General features: G+C 40.4%; 13 protein-coding genes. 6 read left to right on the forward strand and 7 right to left on the reverse strand.

The genetic code is table 11. The features are described from left to right. Positions 1-87 precede the first annotated feature (87 nt). Positions 88-1,317 (reverse strand): MFS transporter, encoded by a 1,230-nt coding sequence (locus L641_RS0118170; RefSeq protein ID WP_024602703.1) that lies wholly within the window; start codon positions 1,315-1,317, stop codon positions 88-90. A 175-nt stretch (positions 1,318-1,492) separates the two neighbouring features. Here L641_RS0118170 and gtfA point away from each other — a divergent pair, with 175 nt between their 5' ends. Further along, positions 1,493-2,965 carry a sucrose phosphorylase gene (gtfA, locus tag L641_RS0118175; protein ID WP_024602704.1) on the forward strand — a complete coding sequence of 491 codons (1,473 nt, stop codon included), beginning with the start codon at positions 1,493-1,495 and terminating at the stop codon, positions 2,963-2,965. A 73-nt stretch (positions 2,966-3,038) separates the two neighbouring features. Here gtfA and L641_RS0118180 read toward each other — a convergent pair whose 3' ends face one another. Together L641_RS0118180 and L641_RS0118185 are read right to left on the reverse strand one after the other, a co-directional pair. Beyond that, on the reverse strand, positions 3,039-4,070 hold the full coding sequence (locus L641_RS0118180; RefSeq protein WP_016900594.1) for a LacI family DNA-binding transcriptional regulator: 1,032 nt from the start codon (positions 4,068-4,070) through the stop codon (positions 3,039-3,041). Positions 4,071-4,151: 81 nt separating this feature from the next. Further along, positions 4,152-5,045, reverse strand: coding sequence for an AraC family transcriptional regulator (locus L641_RS0118185; RefSeq protein ID WP_024602705.1), 894 nt, complete (start codon positions 5,043-5,045; stop codon positions 4,152-4,154). 192 nt (positions 5,046-5,237) lie between these two features. Here L641_RS0118185 and L641_RS0118190 point away from each other — a divergent pair, with 192 nt between their 5' ends. The 5 genes from L641_RS0118190 to L641_RS0118215 all read left to right on the forward strand — a co-directional run bounded on the left by L641_RS0118190 (position 5,238) and on the right by L641_RS0118215 (position 10,553). After that, a complete protein-coding gene (locus L641_RS0118190; protein WP_024602706.1) occupies positions 5,238-6,758 on the forward strand; it encodes an aldehyde dehydrogenase family protein in 1,521 nt (506 codons plus the stop codon). A gap of 301 nt (positions 6,759-7,059) precedes the next feature. After that, on the forward strand, positions 7,060-7,665 hold the full coding sequence (locus L641_RS0118195; RefSeq protein WP_024602707.1) for a DUF998 domain-containing protein: 606 nt from the start codon (positions 7,060-7,062) through the stop codon (positions 7,663-7,665). A 104-nt stretch (positions 7,666-7,769) separates the two neighbouring features. Beyond that, a complete protein-coding gene (locus L641_RS0118200) occupies positions 7,770-7,988 on the forward strand; it encodes a hypothetical protein (RefSeq protein WP_024602708.1) in 219 nt (72 codons plus the stop codon). Between the two features lie 61 nt (positions 7,989-8,049). After that, a complete protein-coding gene (locus L641_RS0118205; protein ID WP_024602709.1) occupies positions 8,050-8,589 on the forward strand; it encodes a GNAT family N-acetyltransferase in 540 nt (179 codons plus the stop codon). A 491-nt stretch (positions 8,590-9,080) separates the two neighbouring features. After that, positions 9,081-10,553 (forward strand): S41 family peptidase, encoded by a 1,473-nt coding sequence (locus L641_RS0118215; protein ID WP_024602711.1) that lies wholly within the window; start codon positions 9,081-9,083, stop codon positions 10,551-10,553. 73 nt (positions 10,554-10,626) lie between these two features. On the opposite strand, the gene L641_RS0118220 is transcribed toward L641_RS0118215, so the two are convergent. From L641_RS0118220 to L641_RS0118235, 4 genes are all read right to left on the reverse strand, one after another. After that, positions 10,627-13,620 (reverse strand): TonB-dependent receptor, encoded by a 2,994-nt coding sequence (locus tag L641_RS0118220; RefSeq protein ID WP_024602712.1) that lies wholly within the window; start codon positions 13,618-13,620, stop codon positions 10,627-10,629. A 74-nt stretch (positions 13,621-13,694) separates the two neighbouring features. Further along, a complete protein-coding gene (locus L641_RS0118225; protein ID WP_016900600.1) occupies positions 13,695-16,352 on the reverse strand; it encodes a glycoside hydrolase family 16 protein in 2,658 nt (885 codons plus the stop codon). A gap of 271 nt (positions 16,353-16,623) precedes the next feature. Continuing rightward, positions 16,624-17,412: a sterol desaturase family protein gene (locus L641_RS0118230; RefSeq protein WP_024602713.1), complete on the reverse strand. Its 789-nt coding sequence runs from the start codon at positions 17,410-17,412 to the stop codon at positions 16,624-16,626. Further along, a complete protein-coding gene (locus L641_RS0118235; RefSeq protein WP_024602714.1) occupies positions 17,405-18,055 on the reverse strand; it encodes a CDP-alcohol phosphatidyltransferase family protein in 651 nt (216 codons plus the stop codon). Before L641_RS0118235 ends, L641_RS0118230 begins: the two co-directional genes overlap by 8 nt. Positions 18,056-18,064: the final 9 nt, after the last annotated feature.

Raw genomic sequence — 18,064 nt, forward strand, 5'->3', positions numbered from 1 at the left:
ATAAGCAAATTATTTTATTCTTTATTTGCTGTTTTTTTACTCATCTATTGATTTATATAGTGTTTTTTTAGCCCCCAATTTGTTGATTTACTCAGTTATTAGGTTGCTCTCTTGTAAAGCGCAGGCTGATGGGTCACGGAAATAGTTAAACAGCATCGCTAAAAATAAAATAATGGCAAAGCCGGTTGCAAGGTAAAAACCATAACGTACATGACCAAAGTAATCGCTGATCATACCCATAAATAAAGGCGCTAATGCGGCTGAAAGTGCAGTGAAAAATAATATAACCCCAGCAACTGCGCCATGTTGTTGTACCGGGAAGCACGATATTCCTTTGGAGTTTAAGGTCGGGTAAACCATCGACATAAATAACCCTGAAAGCGGCAATAAACCAACAGCCCAATCAACGCCACCGACTAAAGTACCCACATAACACAATGCGATACCTAAACTTAAGTAAGCCATAACACCTTGCCAGCTATAGCGGTTTAATAACCACACCGCAATAAAACGCCCTGCGGCACGCAGTATAAAAAATATGGTGAGTGCATAGGTTGCCAAAAGGGGCCAAGAGCCTGTGTAGTCTTTTAACAGCGTCGGCATCCATACGTAAATGGCAACCTCGGTTGCAACATAAAGCGCAATGGCGAGCGAAAAGCCAAGCGCGTAGGGGTTTTTAATCATTTTCATGGTGGTAGCAAGTGAAGCGGGCTTTTCAGTGCTTTTAACAACGCTTGGATACTCTGCACGCCACGCTAAAAACGCTAAAATTAAGCACATAATGCCGGCAATAATATATAAATAAGTCCAACTTACATTTTGTACCAGTAATACACCAACAAGTGCAGGTCCAACAATGGCACCAATACCAAAAAAGCCTTCTACTTTGTTCATGGTTTTAGTGTGCTCTGCGTTGCTATGAGAAATATCGCCTAATAACGCCAAAGCGCCGGTTTTAAATAAGCCAATAGCTAAACCAATACAGCAAAGCAAAAAAACAAAAAATATAAAGCTGCTACTAATGGCGAATAAAAAGCAACTCGCAGAAAATATTAATAACCCAAGCATAATCGTTTTTTTACGCCCGAGGCTATCGGCTAAAAAGCCTAAAAATAATCCGCTAAAGGCAATGAGTGCCATAGGCGCATAGTGGAATGCGCTGGCTTGGGTCATGCTTAAACCAAATTCAGTTATGAGCTCGGGAATGATCATGCCAACGGCATCGGAGGTCATGGCAAACATAAAAAACATCATATATGTGAGCCAGCGAATTTGTTGCAACGGATCGCTGCTTACGTGTGTGTGTGATTTTGTCATGTGCTTTTCCTCGTTAAATGCGTTCTTAACACTCAGTAAGTCAGTCAGTTACTGATTATAGTATTAATGTCGCCACGATATTTGTATGTAAAATTTATAAAAATAACTTGTAAATTCGTACGTGCTAGTTAAAGATATATCTTAATCGATTAAGTTTCAACATGGTAATCACACAATGATGAAGAATAAAGTTCAATTGATCACATACGCTGATCGAATTACTGGCCAAGATATAAATGCACTTACCACTCTTTTACATGGCCCATTAGAGGGCGTTTTTGGTGGTGTGCACTTATTGCCATTTTATAACCCAATTGATGGCAGCGATGCAGGCTTTGACCCGATTGATCATAGTGAAGTTGATTCTCGAATCGGTACTTGGGACGACATAAAGGCACTCGGTAAAGACCATGATTTAATGGCTGATCTAATAGTGAATCATGTGTCGGCGCAATCTTTTCAGTTTCAAGATGTACTGGCTAAAGGTAAAGCGTCAGCATTTTGGGATTTATTTTTAACCAAAGAAGACGTGTTTCCCAATGGCATGAGCGAGGCTGAGCAGCAAGCTATTTACCGTCCACGCCCAGGCAGTTGTTTTACGCCAATGAAATGCGGTGATGGTCAAACATATGATTTTTGGACCACTTTTACCGACAATCAAATTGATATAAACGTAAAAGTAGAGGCAGGAATTGCGTATTTAAATAATGTACTTACTAAGTTCTCTGCTAACAACGTTAATATTATTCGTTTAGATGCAGCGGGTTATGCCATTAAGCAGGCGGGTACTAATTGTTTTATGCTAGATGAAACGTTTGGCTACTTAGATAACTTATCAAAGCAAGCCAACGATTTAGGCATGGAAACCATTGCAGAAATTCATAGCCATTATCAAACACAAGTAGATGTAGCTAAGCGCGTTAATATGGTTTACGACTTTGCGTTGCCACCACTAATTCTACATAGCTTGTTTAATAACAATGCGGATGCATTACTCAAATGGCTAAAAATATCGCCGCGTAACTGTTTAACGGTACTAGACACCCATGATGGCATAGGCATTATTGATGCAGGCCCAATGGGTGAAAAACCAGGCTTATTAAATGCAGAGCAAATTGATAACCTAGTAGAAACCATGCATGCAAATAGTAACAATCAAAGCCGTCAAGCAACAGGCGCGGCTGCCAGTAATGTCGATTTATATCAAGTAAACTGTACTTATTACAATGCATTAGGCGCTAATGATTTTGACTATTTGCTGTCGCGCGCAATTCAATTTTTTGCGCCAGGTGTACCGCAAGTTTATTACGGCGGCTTATTTGCCTGTGAAAACGATATGGAACTGTTAGCAAAAACCAATGTTGGCCGTGATATAAATCGCCCATATTTGAACGCGGCTAAAATAGAGCAAGCCCTTAATAAACCAGTAGTAAAAGGGCTCATAGAGCTAATTAAAATGCGTAATGAACATCCCGCATTTGCAGGTGAATTTTCGGCTCAAGGCGGCGCAAGTGTTTGTTGTTTAATGTGGAAGCTTGAACAACAATCAATTTCATTGAGGATTGACTTTGCAAGCCGTACTGCACTTATTACGCAGGTTAATGGCACTCAAGAAAGCACTCTAAACTTACAAAGTTTATTGGCTTAAATAGCTTTATTTGTTGAAAACCAAAAGCCAAGCAGCCTCTGTTTGGCTTTTTTATTTGCTTTATTAACAGTGCTTAGCTACTTGCACCAATATCGAGTGCGTAACCTACTTCATATTGTTTTTCTTCTTTAGAAATAAATAAGTTAGCAGCCATAACGCCCTTTTCTTGGCTATTTTGATGAATTGTAGTGAGGCGAGGTACAAAACGAGCGGCTTCTTCTATGCCATCAAACCCCACAATACGCAGCTCACTGCCTATTTTTATCCCTTGTTTTATGGCTTCTCGCATGGTGGCAAGGGCAATTAAATCGCTCATGCATATAATCACGTTAGGGCGAGGGGAGGCTGTTAATACCTCTTTTGCGGCAATATTTGCAAAGCGCTCACTGCTTTCAGGAATATTCCAAATGCGGTCGTCGGCAACCGTTATATTAGCCTCACTTAAGGCGCGTTGATAACCACGCAAACGTTGATGCGAAATAGATTGGCCAGTTTCAAATTCGTGATGTTCGTATACCCGGCACAATACATTTTCATCAAGTAATCTTAAGCCTAATATAGCCACTTTATCATCTTGATTATGCAAAACATGTTTGGCTATTTCATAACTGGCTTGCTCGTTATTAACATTAATTGAGGCGTTACGGGCAATGTCAAAATCAACCGTCACCACATGTTTGGAGACTGTTTTTAGTTGCTCTACTAGTGCTTTATTGCGCGGGCGACCATAACAAATAAAACCATCGACAAAATCAACAACGCTGTTGAGGTTGTCACTATTGCCTGAAAACAATAAAACATTAATATTGTTTTTTTCAAGTACCGAGGTTACTCCCCGCATAAAACTGCTCGCAACAGGGTCTGATACCATGTATTCCACGCTATCGGGAAGGACTAATGCAACAATATTAAAGGTGCCACTTCGCAAAGACTGCGCCGCTTTATTAGGGCCATAATACCCCAGCTCTTTGCACGCTTTAAGTATGGCTTCGCGGCGTTTAGCAGAGAGTTGATCAGGGCGATTAAACGCATTTGATACCGTAGCATTAGACACACCTAACTCTTTGGCAATACTCTTTAATGTCCAGCGGGTGGGTTTACTCATCGGTGACTCATTACTACTTACAACATTGCAAACAATCTAGCATATTAGGCTGTTTAATATAACAAAAACTGTCGTGTTAGGTTAGTGGCGACACGCTTTTGGTGCAATACCAAAAGTTTGCTTAAATAAACGGCTAAAATGACTGGCGCTATTAAAACCCAGGTCGTAGCAGACCTTGCTTATAGCGTGGCCTTCTAATAAAAGCGTACGGGCCTTTTTAAGCCTAAGTTGTTGTTGCCAAAGCGCAGGGCTTGTACCAAAAGCAAGTTTAAACTGCTGATAAAACTTACTACGGCTCATACAGGTTATTTTACAAAGGGTGTTTATGTCGAGATTTTCGTTTAAATGCTCTTCAATATAATGCAGTGCATCACTCACGTTACTTTTTAGGCGCAGCTTGTCACAGTTGGCCAGCAATAAATCACGGCTCTGTTGTTGTAATAAACGGGTGATCAATTCGTTTAACGATAAATCAATCAAGTAGTGTCGCTCGGCGCCTTGCTCACTAAATAAATGCACCATGCGCTCTAATAACTGCTGAGTTTGCGTATTATGTTGGGTATGCACTAAATTAGGGCTGTATTCAAACAAGGCATCATTTGCAAAATTTTGCTGCATATTAAGCGCATTTGCCACATTGGTTATTTTATCGGTGCTTATTTCAATGGCTAAACAGGTGGTGGGTGCGTTCATAGATGCATGCGGAAAATCAATCAGCACACTTTGCTCAGGCGCTAATACAAACGATTCATGTGGTAAAAACGCTTTGTGGTATTGACTGCTCTCAACATGCATTATTTTTTTACCACTGAGCATAGCGCAAAACAGTAATTCGTTAGAATGCAACGCCACTTTTTGCGCACTTTTATAGGTATCGTAAATACTTAGCTCGGAGTTATCGGCAGCAAAGGTCACTTTGTTTTCAATCAGTACATCAAGCTGTTGGCGTTTTTTATTTAACTGAGATGTGTGCATGTTCAGCCTTTTTTAATCGTTATAGAGCGTTTTTAATATGGACTCACAGACAACTTTTTTGGACAGCTAAGCAAGTTTTTAAGCGCTTAATGGTCTAATGTCAATCAATACCGATTAAATATAAAGCAAGTTGCTACATTACTCTAACAAATTTCGGCTTAGACTTTTAGCTAACAACAAGAGAACACACATATGATTTACGCAAACCCAGGTTCAGCAGATGCACTCGTCACATTTAAACAGCAGTATGGTAATTACATTGGCGGCGAGTGGGTTGCCCCAGTTAACGGCCAGTATTTTGATAATATAAGCCCAGTTAATGGCGAAGTATTTTGTAAAATTCCTCGCTCTGATAAAGACGATATTAATTTAGCACTTGATAAAGCGCATGCAGTAAAAACCCAGTGGGGCACTACCTCAGTCGTCGAGCGCAGCAATATACTATTAAAAATTGCCGACCGTATTGAACAAAACTTGGAGCTACTTGCAGTGGCCGAAACATGGGATAACGGCAAAGCGATTCGTGAAACCCTTGCCGCTGATATTCCACTGGCCGCCGATCACTTTCGTTACTTTGCCGGTTGTTTGCGTGCTCAAGAGGGCAGTATTGGCGAGATAGACGAAACCACGGTGGCGTATCATTTTCATGAGCCTCTAGGCGTTGTAGGGCAAATTATTCCGTGGAACTTTCCAATTTTAATGGCTGCATGGAAACTAGCGCCTGCACTTGCAGCAGGTAACTGTGTAATATTAAAACCCGCAGAGCAAACACCCGCCTCAATCTTAGTGTTGATGGAAATTATTGGCGATTTACTGCCAGGGGGTGTTTTAAATGTGGTAAACGGCTTTGGTAAAGAAGCTGGTGAAGCACTGGCAACTAGTACGCGCATTGCTAAAATTGCCTTTACAGGCTCAACTCCTGTGGGCTCACATATTTTAGAATGTGCAGCCGAGAATATTATTCCTTCAACGGTCGAGCTTGGGGGGAAATCGCCTAATATCTTCTTTAGCGATGTTATGGAAAAAGACGACTCATATTTAGATAAGGCAATTGAGGGTGCCATTCTTGCCTACTTTAACCAAGGTGAAGTATGTACTTGTCCATCACGCTTGTTCATTCAAGAAGATATTTATGAGCAATTTATAGAACGTATTTTAAAACGTACTAAACAAATTAAACGTGGCAACCCGCTTGATAGTGAAACCATGGTAGGCGCACAAGCCTCTAAAGCGCAGTTTGATAAAATTTTAAGCTACATTGAAATTGGTAAAGAAGAAGGTGCTGAAGTATTAACTGGCGGCCATGTTGAGCAATTAAGCGACGAGCTAAACGGCGGGTATTACATTCAACCTACACTATTAAAAGGACGTAATGACATGCGCGTGTTCCAAGAAGAAATTTTTGGCCCCGTTATTTCAATGTCGACCTTTAAAGACGAAGCCGAAGCACTTGAACTGGCTAACAGCTCAGAATTTGGTTTAGGCGCAGGGGTATGGAGCCGTAATATGAATCGTGCTTATCACTTTGGTCGCAAAATAGAAGCAGGTCGTGTATGGACTAATTGTTACCATATGTACCCAGCACATGCAGCGTTTGGCGGTTATAAAAAGTCTGGTATAGGCCGCGAAACTCACAAACTCGCGCTTGATCATTACCAACAAACTAAAAACTTGCTAGTAAGTTACAGCGAAGATCCGCTTGGCTTTTTTTAATAACGCGTTTTAGTTTAAACAAACAACCTATAAGTAATGAAAGCGCTACATTTTTGTAGCGCTTTGTTTTTTAAAACTAATACCGATAGCATTTGATTAGTGGTTAATTATAATGATAAAGAAACGATTTATTAATGAGGCGCTGGGTTGAAAAAGTAGATTAAAGGTTCTAGCTCAGGGCTGTTATGACTAGGTTTCAGGCTGTTTGTACAAGCTCACAGCTCGTCACTCGAAGCCGGCTCATTTTCTCCTCTGTGTTCAAAAAGGCTTTAATGAATTAATCACAAAAAGGATTATGGTGATGCTTGAAACGATTGCGATTTATTCAGGGTTAATAGCCACATTATGGATATTCATTGGTGTTTATGTAGCAAGTCGGTTTTATGAAGGTTACAGTCATTCTAAACAATTTTGTAGTGAATTAGGTGCAACGGGAAGCCCAACTGAAAAACTGTCACCGCTAATTAATAATTATCCATTAGGTTTTTTATTTTGCTTTTTTGGCTGGTATTTAACACAACTATCTAATGTATCTATTTTGGTTAATATTGCTGGCTGGTTAGTCATAATGCATGGTATTGGTACATGGGTTGCAGGTTATTTTCCTATGGATGCAGATCCATTTACTAAACACCCAACTTTTAATTGCAAGGTTCACTCTTGGGCTGGTTTCATTATGTTGCTTTCGCTCGTTTTAGCACCAATATTAATAGCGATCAGTCCAACCACAGAAATTACTCCTTTATACTTTCGTGTTTTTTCAATTGTTTCTGTTATCGCTACTGTTTATTATCTGTTTGCTATGGCTAAAGCAATAAAACTACAAAGTAACCCTGGTAGCTATCAACGTATCTCTTATGGTATCCAATTAAGTTGGTTAAGTGTTTTTTCAATAGTGTTAATGTAATTTTAAACTAATTTAAATCGCCTCCAATAATTTAGAGACTCAACTCACTAACGACTATGATTTATTTCAGCTTATTATATGGCGCCACAACTCAAGGAAGGCTCATGAATATAAACCACGCTAAATTCCGTTTTATTTTACTAAAAGGTGTTCTAGGCTGGGGAATTCCTACAGCTATTTTATTTCAATTAATTATGTACTTTACAGGTGAGCAAGATTTTTTTGATGGAATCATTTCATCTTTAATAATATTTCCTTTAGTAGGCATATTATTTGGATACTTTTTGTGGCATTCGAAATATAAAAAAGAGCGAAATAACTGAGATAACAACCTTAATCACTTGTTTGTTGAAATTTTTTAGCTGTGATTACAAGGAGGTTTGAGTGAACATTTGTGAAACCCAAAGGTTGCTTATTCGGCAGTTTTCAATTGATGATGTGCCGGCATTAAGTGAAATTCTTAGTGACGATGAGGTGATGAAATACTCAATTCGTGGTGTGTGCGATGAAGCTGCAACTCGTGAATTTATAAAGTGGTGTTTACAATGCTACGGTTCATACGGTTTGGGCCCATGGGCACTAATAGATAAAAACAGTAACCTACTTATAGGGTTTTGTGGTGTTTCTCCACAAAGTGTCGCGGGTAACGAAGAGCCTAATTTAGGGTATCGATTAGCGGGCGATTTTTGGAATAAAGGATTAGCCTGCGAAGCGGCTAAAGGTGTTTTAAAGTATGTGTTTACGCAAACTACTCATCAATCAGTCGTTGTTATTATTGAACCTGAGCATATTGCGTCATTAAAAGTAGCAAAGAAAATTGGCTTTACAGACTACAGTACTCATGAATTTCATGGTCGTACCGTACAGTTATATCGATTAACTAAGGCGCAGTGGAATGAATGGACTTCTTTAGATGCTACTTAATGTAGCTATCTAAAGCTCAAGATAGTTAACGTTGATTTGTTAAAAGGAAATTTTAATGGATATAGAGTCTCACATAGTTCAACTTGAAAAAAACAACCGAAAGTTATTTAGTGCATCTCATTATTTGGGACTTACGATAGCGATGGCTGTTATTGTTTTGTTGTTAATGTTTTATTTCAGCCCATTAATAGGGCTTGCTTGTTCAGGTTTTGCTGCTTTCTTTTTGAACTTTTTCTATTCACAGTATAGCTTTAGAAAACTCAACGCTCGCATAACACTATTGCAAACCAAAATTGAACAAACGTCTAAGTAAGGTGTTGCTCTAAATTTAAAGCCAGTTCATTTTAAATCTTACTCGTTGTTAGCTGCTTTTAATGTTGTTAAGTTACTGCTATAAAAATAATTTGCTGATACTTATTTGATTTAAGGTATTTTTAGTTCCACCAAATGAGTTTACAGTAATTATATAACCTAATTTAAAATGGATTTTCATGAACATAAAAACAAAAATAGTTAGCCGTACTTTATTGAGTGCTTTATTAATTACGCCTACCTTGAGCATGGCAGAATTAGCAGTTACTCCTCAAACACCAGAGCAATGGCGCAGTGTTACTGAACGTGATATTGAAGCTGCTTACAGTATTTCGGCAAAAAACCACCCCGGTATGTTTGATGTTAACAACCCAGTCTTTCCTGAGCTATTAAAGCAAGCAAAAGCAGAAGCACTTGCACTGTCTGCTAAAGCGAGCGGGCCGCAGGTTCATGTTGCGGCAATTGCGCGTTTTAGTACTGTGCTACAAGATGGTCATGCAGGTGTGTTTTCAAGCGTTGAACGACCTGCTCGTCGTTGGCCTGGTTTTCGTGCAGTTTGGCGGGGTGATGCACTAAAAGTGTATTACAGTGAAACAGATAATATAAATAAAGGCGACGTGATAAGTGGTTGCGATGGGCACAGTACCGAAACTTTAATGCGACAAAGAGTGTTTAAGTTTCATGGACAGGTTACACAACCTGGGCATTGGTGGCAGCAAGGTTGGCGGTTACTCGTTGATGAGGGCAACCCATTTTTAACACCTCTAAAAGAATGTCAATTTATTAAAACCAATGGACAAGCTTACAGTAAAGCCCTTGATTGGTCTGTTCAGCCAAAGAGTGTAAGTAAGCATTTAACACATGCCTATAATGGGGATAAGCTTGCAACCGATTTAACTTGGCCTGCGCAAAACATAGCGTGGATTGCTATGCCCAGTTTTGCAAATAATGATAAGCAAACTAAGGATTACAATGACCTGTATAATAAAGTGGCGAGTCAACGTTCTAAGTTACTCAGTGCAAAAACGGTGATTTTAGATCTTCGTCATAACCAAGGTGGCTCGTCCTATTGGAGCTTAACGCTTGCAAAAGCGTTGTGGGGTGAGCAAGTTGTTGAACAAAAAATGGATAGCTACTCACAAAATAGCCGGGTTTGGTGGAGAGCGTCAAAAGATAATACTAACCATGTTAAATCATTAATTGAAGTGTTGAAAGATCAACCTAAAGCACAAAAAGAATTTAAAGAAATAGCTGCAGGTATGGCGCAGTCACTTGAAAATAATAAGCTATTTTACATCGAAGAGCCGCAAAGTAAACCAAACCAAAGCGATAGCACGGTGCCAGAGAGTGACTTTAAAACACAGGTTTTTGTTATTGTGCCGCCACAGTGTGCAAGTGCGTGTCTTGATGCCATTGATGTATTTAAGCAGTTTTCAAACACTCAGTTATTTGGCGCGCCAAGCAGTGCTGACTCACTGTATATGGATGTTCGATTAGCTGAGTTACCCTCAGGTTTAGGTAAAGTGATAGTGCCTAATAAAGTGTATGTGAATAGAGCAAGAGGAAAGGGCGATTATTATAAACCCGATATTGCCTATAACGATATTGATTGGACAACCGATAAGCTATTAGAAAAAATTAAACAGTTATAAAAAAAGCCGCTCAATGAGCGGCTTTGACTTTTCAACTATAAGGGGTAATCAAAAACTGTATTTGGGCAATGTATTAATTGCCCATAGAGTATCTAACGCCAAAGGCATAACGAGGGCCGTATTGAGCCGCGCTTAAGAACTGACTTTCGAAGCGACTGAATGAACGCTCGGTTTCGTTGGTTAAGTTCACACCTTCAAAGAATACCGTTGTGCTTTCGTTAACTTCGTAGTTCACACTAATATCCCACTGTAAGTACTCTTCTGCGTATTGTGGAGGAGCCGTAGCACCTGAGTCAGGTAAACCTTGCGCAATTAAGTACTCATCACGCCATGCACCGGTAATTTTCACCGATAAGCCATCTTTTTCGTAAAAGCCTTGTATGTTTGCAGAATCACTTAAACCAGCTAATACTGCTTGAGAGGCAAGGTAGTAGTTATCGTACTCTACATCACCATCAACAACGGTGGCATTAAAGCCTGCACCAAAGCCTGAGTCGCCAAACAAGTGCTGAACAGCAAATTCAAAACCGTTTACTTTACGTGAACCAACGTTTTCAGGTGAATTGATGGTCCATTCAATCAGCGGATCAGTCGCTGGATCTGGTAATATACGGTTGTTTTCACCAATGCCTACGCCATTAGCTACAATTTCATTGTAAATTGCAGTGTCAGTTGCTTGATCTCCACGACCTTCAATGGCGGCCACTGCATTGTTCCAACGCTCACCTAAATACACATCATGTAAACCTTCAAAGGTAGTTTTTACCTGGGTGTTATCAATCCAATTATCTACGTCTTTCCAAAATAGACCGACAGCAGCGTAACTGCCTTCGCTGTAATAATACTCAAGGCTTAAATCTAGATTAGTTGATTTAAATGGCTCTAAGTTTGGATTACCACGGCTACCACTTCTTGAATTTAATTTAGGTGATGGTGTTAAAGCCAAGTTACCTAACATATCGCCAAGAGTTGGTCTGGTGATTGTTTGTCCCCATGATGCGCGGGTTACTAAGTCATCCGTAAGATCGACTTTAATATCAATCATAGGAAGTAGTAAGTCGTATTGTCCTTCATAGTCTACTTCAACTAATTCGCCACCAGCGGCAAATTGAGTTAACCACTCTGAACCGCCTGCCCAGTAAACTTGTTCCGCTACACGACTTTTTGCTGGGCTTACAATATCAGTTTCTTCATAACGAAGACCTAAGTTTACAAATACGTCGTAGTCGCTAACGTTAAATACCCAGTTGCTAGAAAGGTAAACACTAATGGTTTCTTCTTCTACTTCGTTAGTTGGGAAGTTATCAAAGCTACCAATTCGGTAATAATCACTACCAATTACGTCTTCGGTCAAATAAGCACTTTGACGAGCAAATGCTTCATCAAGGTCATAAGTGTAAGCATAACCTGGCGCTACGCCGTTAGGACCAAATGAAAATTCATCAAGGAATCCGCTTAAATCAATCCTTTCGAACATCGCATCTGGGAAAATTTCAGCGAATGTACCGTTGTTAAAGCCAGGTGCATTGGCGTTATTAGAGCCGCCCCAACCACTGAGTGTTTGCTTAGTGTAAGCCGCACCAAATTTAACGGTTTCAAGACCAATATCTGTATAAGTAAATAATTTACCGTCTAATTGTACTTGAGAAACTTCTGACTCACCTGGTGTTCTGGTAAAAATACTGAAGTTAGAACCAATTTGATTTGGACTTACTTCTTGTGTGCCGTTGTTCCAATTAATATTAAAACCCGGTACATCGCCTTCGCGGAAAAAGTATTCTTTAGTAGATAACTCTGCTGAGCCCAAAATAATACGGGCATTAGAATTTAAGCCAGGATCTTTGCCATTATCTGTTGTGGTTTTTGAAGTATGGGCATCAAAGTTAAAACTAAGGTTTTCTGTTGCTAACCATTCAACATTGATACCGGTTGCTTTTGAGTCTACCTCGGCAGTTTCACGAAATGCCGTGAATGAGGCATCATCACCGGCTGAGTTATAGTAAATAGCGGTGCCATTTTCATCTAGCTCATAGGCATTACCATTACCACCAAACGAACCGTTCCAAATACCCCACGATAGTGAGTTATTACCTGTTGTTGCATTTGAGATTGTATGATCTAGTGTAAACGTTAAGTTATCTGTTGGTGCAAACTGAAAAGTGGCTTGCGCATTTAAACGTTCACGCTGAATATCATCTTTTGAAAAGCTGACTTCTTGTGGGAAGAAAGCGGCAGATACAAACTCACCATTATCCCCAGCATTTGGATCGAAAAACTGCTTAGCTGGGTTACCATCTGCATCCATTGGGCGGTTATCAATTATGTTTTCAGCATCAACCGATAGGTTAGGGTTGACTAACCAAGAGCGTACATTGGCTGCTTGGCGCTGAAAATCACGGCGGTGGTATGAAAAGTTAGCTGAAAAACCAAACATTTCGTCAGCAAAAGTATTGCTGTAAATACCTGCAATTTCAGGTGTTACTTCATCACCTTCTTCTACCGATGTATCGTGAATGCCTTTAGCCATCAATGAAAAGCGCTGACCCGGCTTTTGTAGAGGTTTAGCGGTAACAATATTTACAGTTGCACCAAGGCCACCTGTTGGTGTATCCGCACGCGCTGTTTTCATAACTTCAAGTGAACTAACGCCTTCAGATGATAAGTTCTCAAAGTTAAATGAACGCGTAAAACCGGTGCCTGCCATTTGACGGCCGTTAAGTGTTACAAGGTTAAACGATGGGCCAAAACCACGTACGGTAATTTGGCTACCTTCACCGTTTGAGCGACTTACCGATACACCCGTAATACGTTGTAGCGATTCAGCTAAATTAGTATCTGGAAATTTACCCATTTCTTCAGCAGAAATGGCATCAACCACGCCTGATGCGTCACGCTTTACATCCATTGAACGGATTAATGAACCACGAATACCTTTTACTTCAATAACTTCTAGTTCAGGTTCGGCAGTATTTTCTTGCGCAGCATAAGCGAAGTTAAATGTGCTTGCAGCGATGATAAGTGACACAGAAGCCGCTAGTGGGCTTTTTTTAAACTTATTTGTGTTCATAATTGCTCTGCTTTTACTTAATTTGTTACGGTAAGTAGGTACTTTTAATTTAGTACCTACCACTGAATTAGGGTTTATGGGTTAGCGATAACCACATTGTCGATACGATAAACTGCACCTTCACCTGTTCCCCACGCTGGGAAAACCATCAGTACATTGATATCGCTAATGTCTAAACCTGCATCAAATAATGATTGCACTGTAAACGTGTATGTTTGCCATTGCCCAATAACCGGTACTTCACCTTCAACGCTTTGTGCAAGAGGAAGCTCTACCGCCGTTGCTGCACCTGTTGACTCAATTTTAAATGTCCACACTGAGTCAGGATCATTTGGTGGTGTCACCATTTTCATTTCAAATTGCACAACACCATTTGCTAATATTGCTGATGCATCAAAAGAAACACCTTCGTCAGCTAAAAAGCCCATTACTGTTGGTGTAGCACCAATAACAAACTCAGCCACTGTGCCGTGTTCAGCATCGTCAGTTTCTTCAGTCGGTGTAGAGCCACCACAACAGTCCCAAATACTCCACATATCTGCGGCTGTATCTTGGAAAATAGTGATTTCATCGCCTGCTGATGCACTCGGATCGTACATTTTAGCGTTATCAACACGGTAAACCGCACCTTCACCTGTGCCCCATGCTGGGAATATCATCACTACATCAATGGCACTAACATCTAAACCTGCGCCCGCTAAGTCAGCGAATGTAAAGGTATAAGTTTTCCACTCACCAGCAACGGGTGCATCGCCAGCATCGGTTAATGGAAGCTCTACCGCTGTATCGCCTTCATTAGATTCAATCTTCATTGTCCAAACAGCTGCTGGATCATTTGGATTTGACATTACTTTTACATCAAACTGTAGTACACCATTTTCTAAAATACTTGTTGCATCAAATGGTTTACCACTACCACCGGCTGAGGTGCGAGTATTAAAGCCCATTACAGTGGGTGCTTCGCCAATGCTAAACTCTGCGGTTAAACCGTGTTCTTCATCATCTACTACCTCAATTGGTGTTGAACCGCCACAACAATCCCACATTGGCCAATCTAGATTTTGTCCGTCTGTGAATAGGTCAACTTCTGGGCTTCCAGGTAAATCACCTTCAATCGCAACATTGGTAATTAAATATTCAGCGCCTGCACCTGTTTGCCATGCTGGGAATACCATTAATACATCAATGGCACTTAAATCTAAGCCTCTTTCTTGTAGTAAAGAAAGTGGGAATGTATAGGTTTGCCATTGGCCAGTAACAGGAGTAACACCTTCATTACTATCGCTAAGGGCTACATCGCCGGTATTAGGACCACCATCACCCGCTTCGGCTTTTAATAACCAAGTAGTTGAAGATGTTGGTGGCGTTACTACTTTCATATCAAAGGTGAGTCGACCATTTAAATCAAGTAGAGGTGATGCATCAAATGGAGATGAAGTGCCAGTAAAATCATCAGGGAAGTGACCACCGCGGGTAGAGAAACCAAGCACAGTCCCGTTATTATCGTTAATGTTAAACTTAATTACGTCGCCTTTGTCAGCGTCAGTAATGGTTTCTGGTGTTGTTCCACCGCAACAATCCCATGCGATCCAGTTGGCATTTAAGCTGCCATCAAAAATATCAAGATTCTTTGCAACACCATCACTTGGCGGGGTAGGTACAGGGGCTTTACCTTCAACAAGTGCATCTTCTAGGCTATCGTAACCTGGGCGTACTGTTTCACAGCCTTTACCTGTGGTTGGGTTAGAGGCACATTCGTAAACACGCACGTAATCAATTTCAAAACTTTGACCTTCTGCAAATGCTGCAGCGTCAACGCCTAAGTTATTTACGTTTTCAGGCCAATCACCACCAACAGCATTGTTTAAAATAAGGTAAAAGTCTTTATCAAATGGGGCATTATCCCAATGCGTTGTTAGCTCGCCGCTACCTTGTTCAAAGTATTCAGCAAACCAACCTTTATGCTTTAAGCCAACAGGTTCATCTTTTGAATTGTAACGAACTTCAGAGCGACGTTGAGTGGCGTATAAATAGCCATCTACGTACCAGCGAATTTCGCCTTCTTGCCATTCAATTGCGTAAGTATGAAAATCGTCTGCAGGATTCATCCCTTCAGGGAATGTATACGCTTTACCTGAACTTGAGTTATTTGGCCATTCACGGCCATAGTGAAGTGTGCCATGAATATTAGCTTCAACGGTGCCATCTTCAGCAACTGTTTTTAAATTTACCGCTTCTAAAATATCAATTTCGCCAGAGCGCGGCCAAGTACCATATTCTTCATCGGTTGGCATCATCCAAAAAGCTGGCCAGCTACCTTGACCCGAAGGCAACTTTGCACGCATTTCAAAGCGGCCATAAGTAAAGTCTGCGTTGTAACGGGTGTTTAAACGGGCTGATGTGTATGGTTTTTCTGCGCCTTCTTCTGCAGGTAAGGCGACTATGTTTAGTACACCGTCTTTAATAAAGGCGTTTTCTTCACTGTCGGTGTAACATTGTTTCTCGTTGTTACCACCGCCAGCGCAGTTTAATTCAAAGTTCCACTTGTTAGTATCAATACTAGTGCTGTCAAACTCATCGTTCCATACCATACGCCAGTCAGAGACTGGTTCAGTAGGGTTTACTTTTTCAATATCTGTAGTAGTGGTTGCTGCGTCACCACCACAACCCGCCAGAGATGCTAATGAAATAGCAGCCAAAAGGCGAGTAATGCGTGTTGTTTCAATGTTCATAACTGAACCCCGTTCAACTGATTATTGTCAGAATATAGTGTATTTGTTGATTTTTTCATTTTTGTAAGCGCTTACATTTTTATGTGTGATAAATGTAAGCGCTTACAAATAATATGGGGGATTTTTAACTGGGTCAAGAATTTGTTTAAATAATTTACAATTGATTTACTTTTAACAGGGTGTTTTTGTTAACAGGAACGGTTAAACGCCCAAGTAATGTTATAAATAAAGGTTTAAAAGGTGTACATGGGCGTTTTCATTAGCCGTATTGCTATTTTTTAAATGGCATTATTAACAATTGCCACAATGATGAATTTTGTGCGGGGTTTGGGTATTGGCTCAAACCAAGTGCAATACGTTTATCAGGCTGGCTTGCCTGTGATTTATAGCTGCCAAAAAGTCTATCCCACCAAGTTACACTAAACCCAAAGTTACTGTTTGTTTCTTCGGGGCTTTGGCTGTGATGTATGCGGTGCAGCGCTTGGGTGATAAGGATGAGGCGCAGTGGTTTTTCTATTGCGCTTGGCAAGCGAATATTTGCGTGGTTAAACAGTGCTAACCCATTGAGTGTTATTTCAAATATAAGTACTGCAATGGCGGGCACGCCAAGAGCAGTTATGGCGGCAAGCTTTATCAATATGCTAAGACCTATTTCAATAGGGTGAAAGCGCAGCCCAGTGCTTGTATCTACGTGCGCATCAGCATGGTGAACACGGTGTAAACGCCATAAAATTGGAATTTTATGAAATAATCTGTGTTGCCAATAAATCAGTACATCTAGTAACAGCAGGCTAAGTATAATTGCTACTGAAAGAGGCATAGTTAGATGATTAAACACACCGATACTATGTTCTTGGTTATAAAGCGCGGCGGCGGTTAACCCTAAAGGAACCGCTAACCGAGCAATCACTGAAGAGGTAAATACAAGACCAAAATTCGCAACCCAACGTTTAGTGGCTTTTATGGGCGATTGCCGTGCAGGGGCTTGCCACTCAAGCAGCATCATTATGACTAAAATACTTACAAAACATCCAAGCCGCCACCATAATTCGTTATCCATTGGTAGCCTCCGTTTTACTGATATTAGCTTCTTGTTGTTTTAATGTGTGATAACCGCCATAAATACGGGTGAAAATCGTTATGGCGCAAGCTGCAGCAAATAAGCTGGCCATTATGGCAAAGTGCTGCGGCCAAATACAAAAGGCAACAAATAAGGCAATGGTTTCTGTGCCTTCGGTTAAGCCATTTAAGTAGTAAAAACTTTTATATTTAAATTGTGGTTTGTCGAGTTTAAATTTTTCAGCGGCAATCGCAAAGGCCAAAAAGCTGGAACCGGTACCTATAAAAGTAGCCAGTAAAATAGCACCTGCAATGGCATTTTGTGCTGGATTAGCCAAAATAAAGCCCAGTGGAATCGCTGCGTAAAATAAAAAGTCGAGAGTAATATCTAAAAACCCACCCGCGCTAGAACTTTGATTAGCATAGCGGGCTAATGCGCCATCCAGTCCATCTAAAATTCTATTCAACGCAATGGCGATTAATGCGCCATACCACATTTCAAAGGCAAGTAAAGGCACGGCAAACATACCCACTAAAAAACCAAAAACAGTGAGTTGATTAGCTGTAATGCCGCTTTTATTAATGAGCATAACAACCGGTGTTAGTAGTGGCTTTATAATGGGGGTAACAAATTTATCTAACATACGTATTGC

Origin of the sequence: Pseudoalteromonas sp. TB41 (assembly GCF_000497975.1) — a bacterium.
GTDB lineage: Bacteria > Pseudomonadota > Gammaproteobacteria > Enterobacterales > Alteromonadaceae > Pseudoalteromonas > Pseudoalteromonas tetraodonis.

Excerpts from the sequence above, each read along its gene's own strand:
- L641_RS0118170 (WP_024602703.1), bottom strand. The coding sequence starts at position 1,317 with ATGACAAAATCACACACACACGTAAGCAGCGATCCGTTGCAACAAATT.
- gtfA (WP_024602704.1), top strand. The coding sequence starts at position 1,493 with ATGATGAAGAATAAAGTTCAATTGATCACATACGCTGATCGAATTACT.
- L641_RS0118180 (WP_016900594.1), bottom strand. The coding sequence starts at position 4,070 with ATGAGTAAACCCACCCGCTGGACATTAAAGAGTATTGCCAAAGAGTTA.
- L641_RS0118185 (WP_024602705.1), bottom strand. The coding sequence starts at position 5,045 with ATGCACACATCTCAGTTAAATAAAAAACGCCAACAGCTTGATGTACTG.
- L641_RS0118190 (WP_024602706.1), top strand. The coding sequence starts at position 5,238 with ATGATTTACGCAAACCCAGGTTCAGCAGATGCACTCGTCACATTTAAA.
- L641_RS0118195 (WP_024602707.1), top strand. The coding sequence starts at position 7,060 with ATGCTTGAAACGATTGCGATTTATTCAGGGTTAATAGCCACATTATGG.
- L641_RS0118200 (WP_024602708.1), top strand. The coding sequence starts at position 7,770 with ATGAATATAAACCACGCTAAATTCCGTTTTATTTTACTAAAAGGTGTT.
- L641_RS0118215 (WP_024602711.1), top strand. The coding sequence starts at position 9,081 with ATGAACATAAAAACAAAAATAGTTAGCCGTACTTTATTGAGTGCTTTA.
- L641_RS0118220 (WP_024602712.1), bottom strand. The coding sequence starts at position 13,620 with ATGAACACAAATAAGTTTAAAAAAAGCCCACTAGCGGCTTCTGTGTCA.
- L641_RS0118225 (WP_016900600.1), bottom strand. The coding sequence starts at position 16,352 with ATGAACATTGAAACAACACGCATTACTCGCCTTTTGGCTGCTATTTCA.
- L641_RS0118230 (WP_024602713.1), bottom strand. The coding sequence starts at position 17,412 with ATGGATAACGAATTATGGTGGCGGCTTGGATGTTTTGTAAGTATTTTA.
- L641_RS0118235 (WP_024602714.1), bottom strand. The coding sequence starts at position 18,055 with ATGTTAGATAAATTTGTTACCCCCATTATAAAGCCACTACTAACACCG.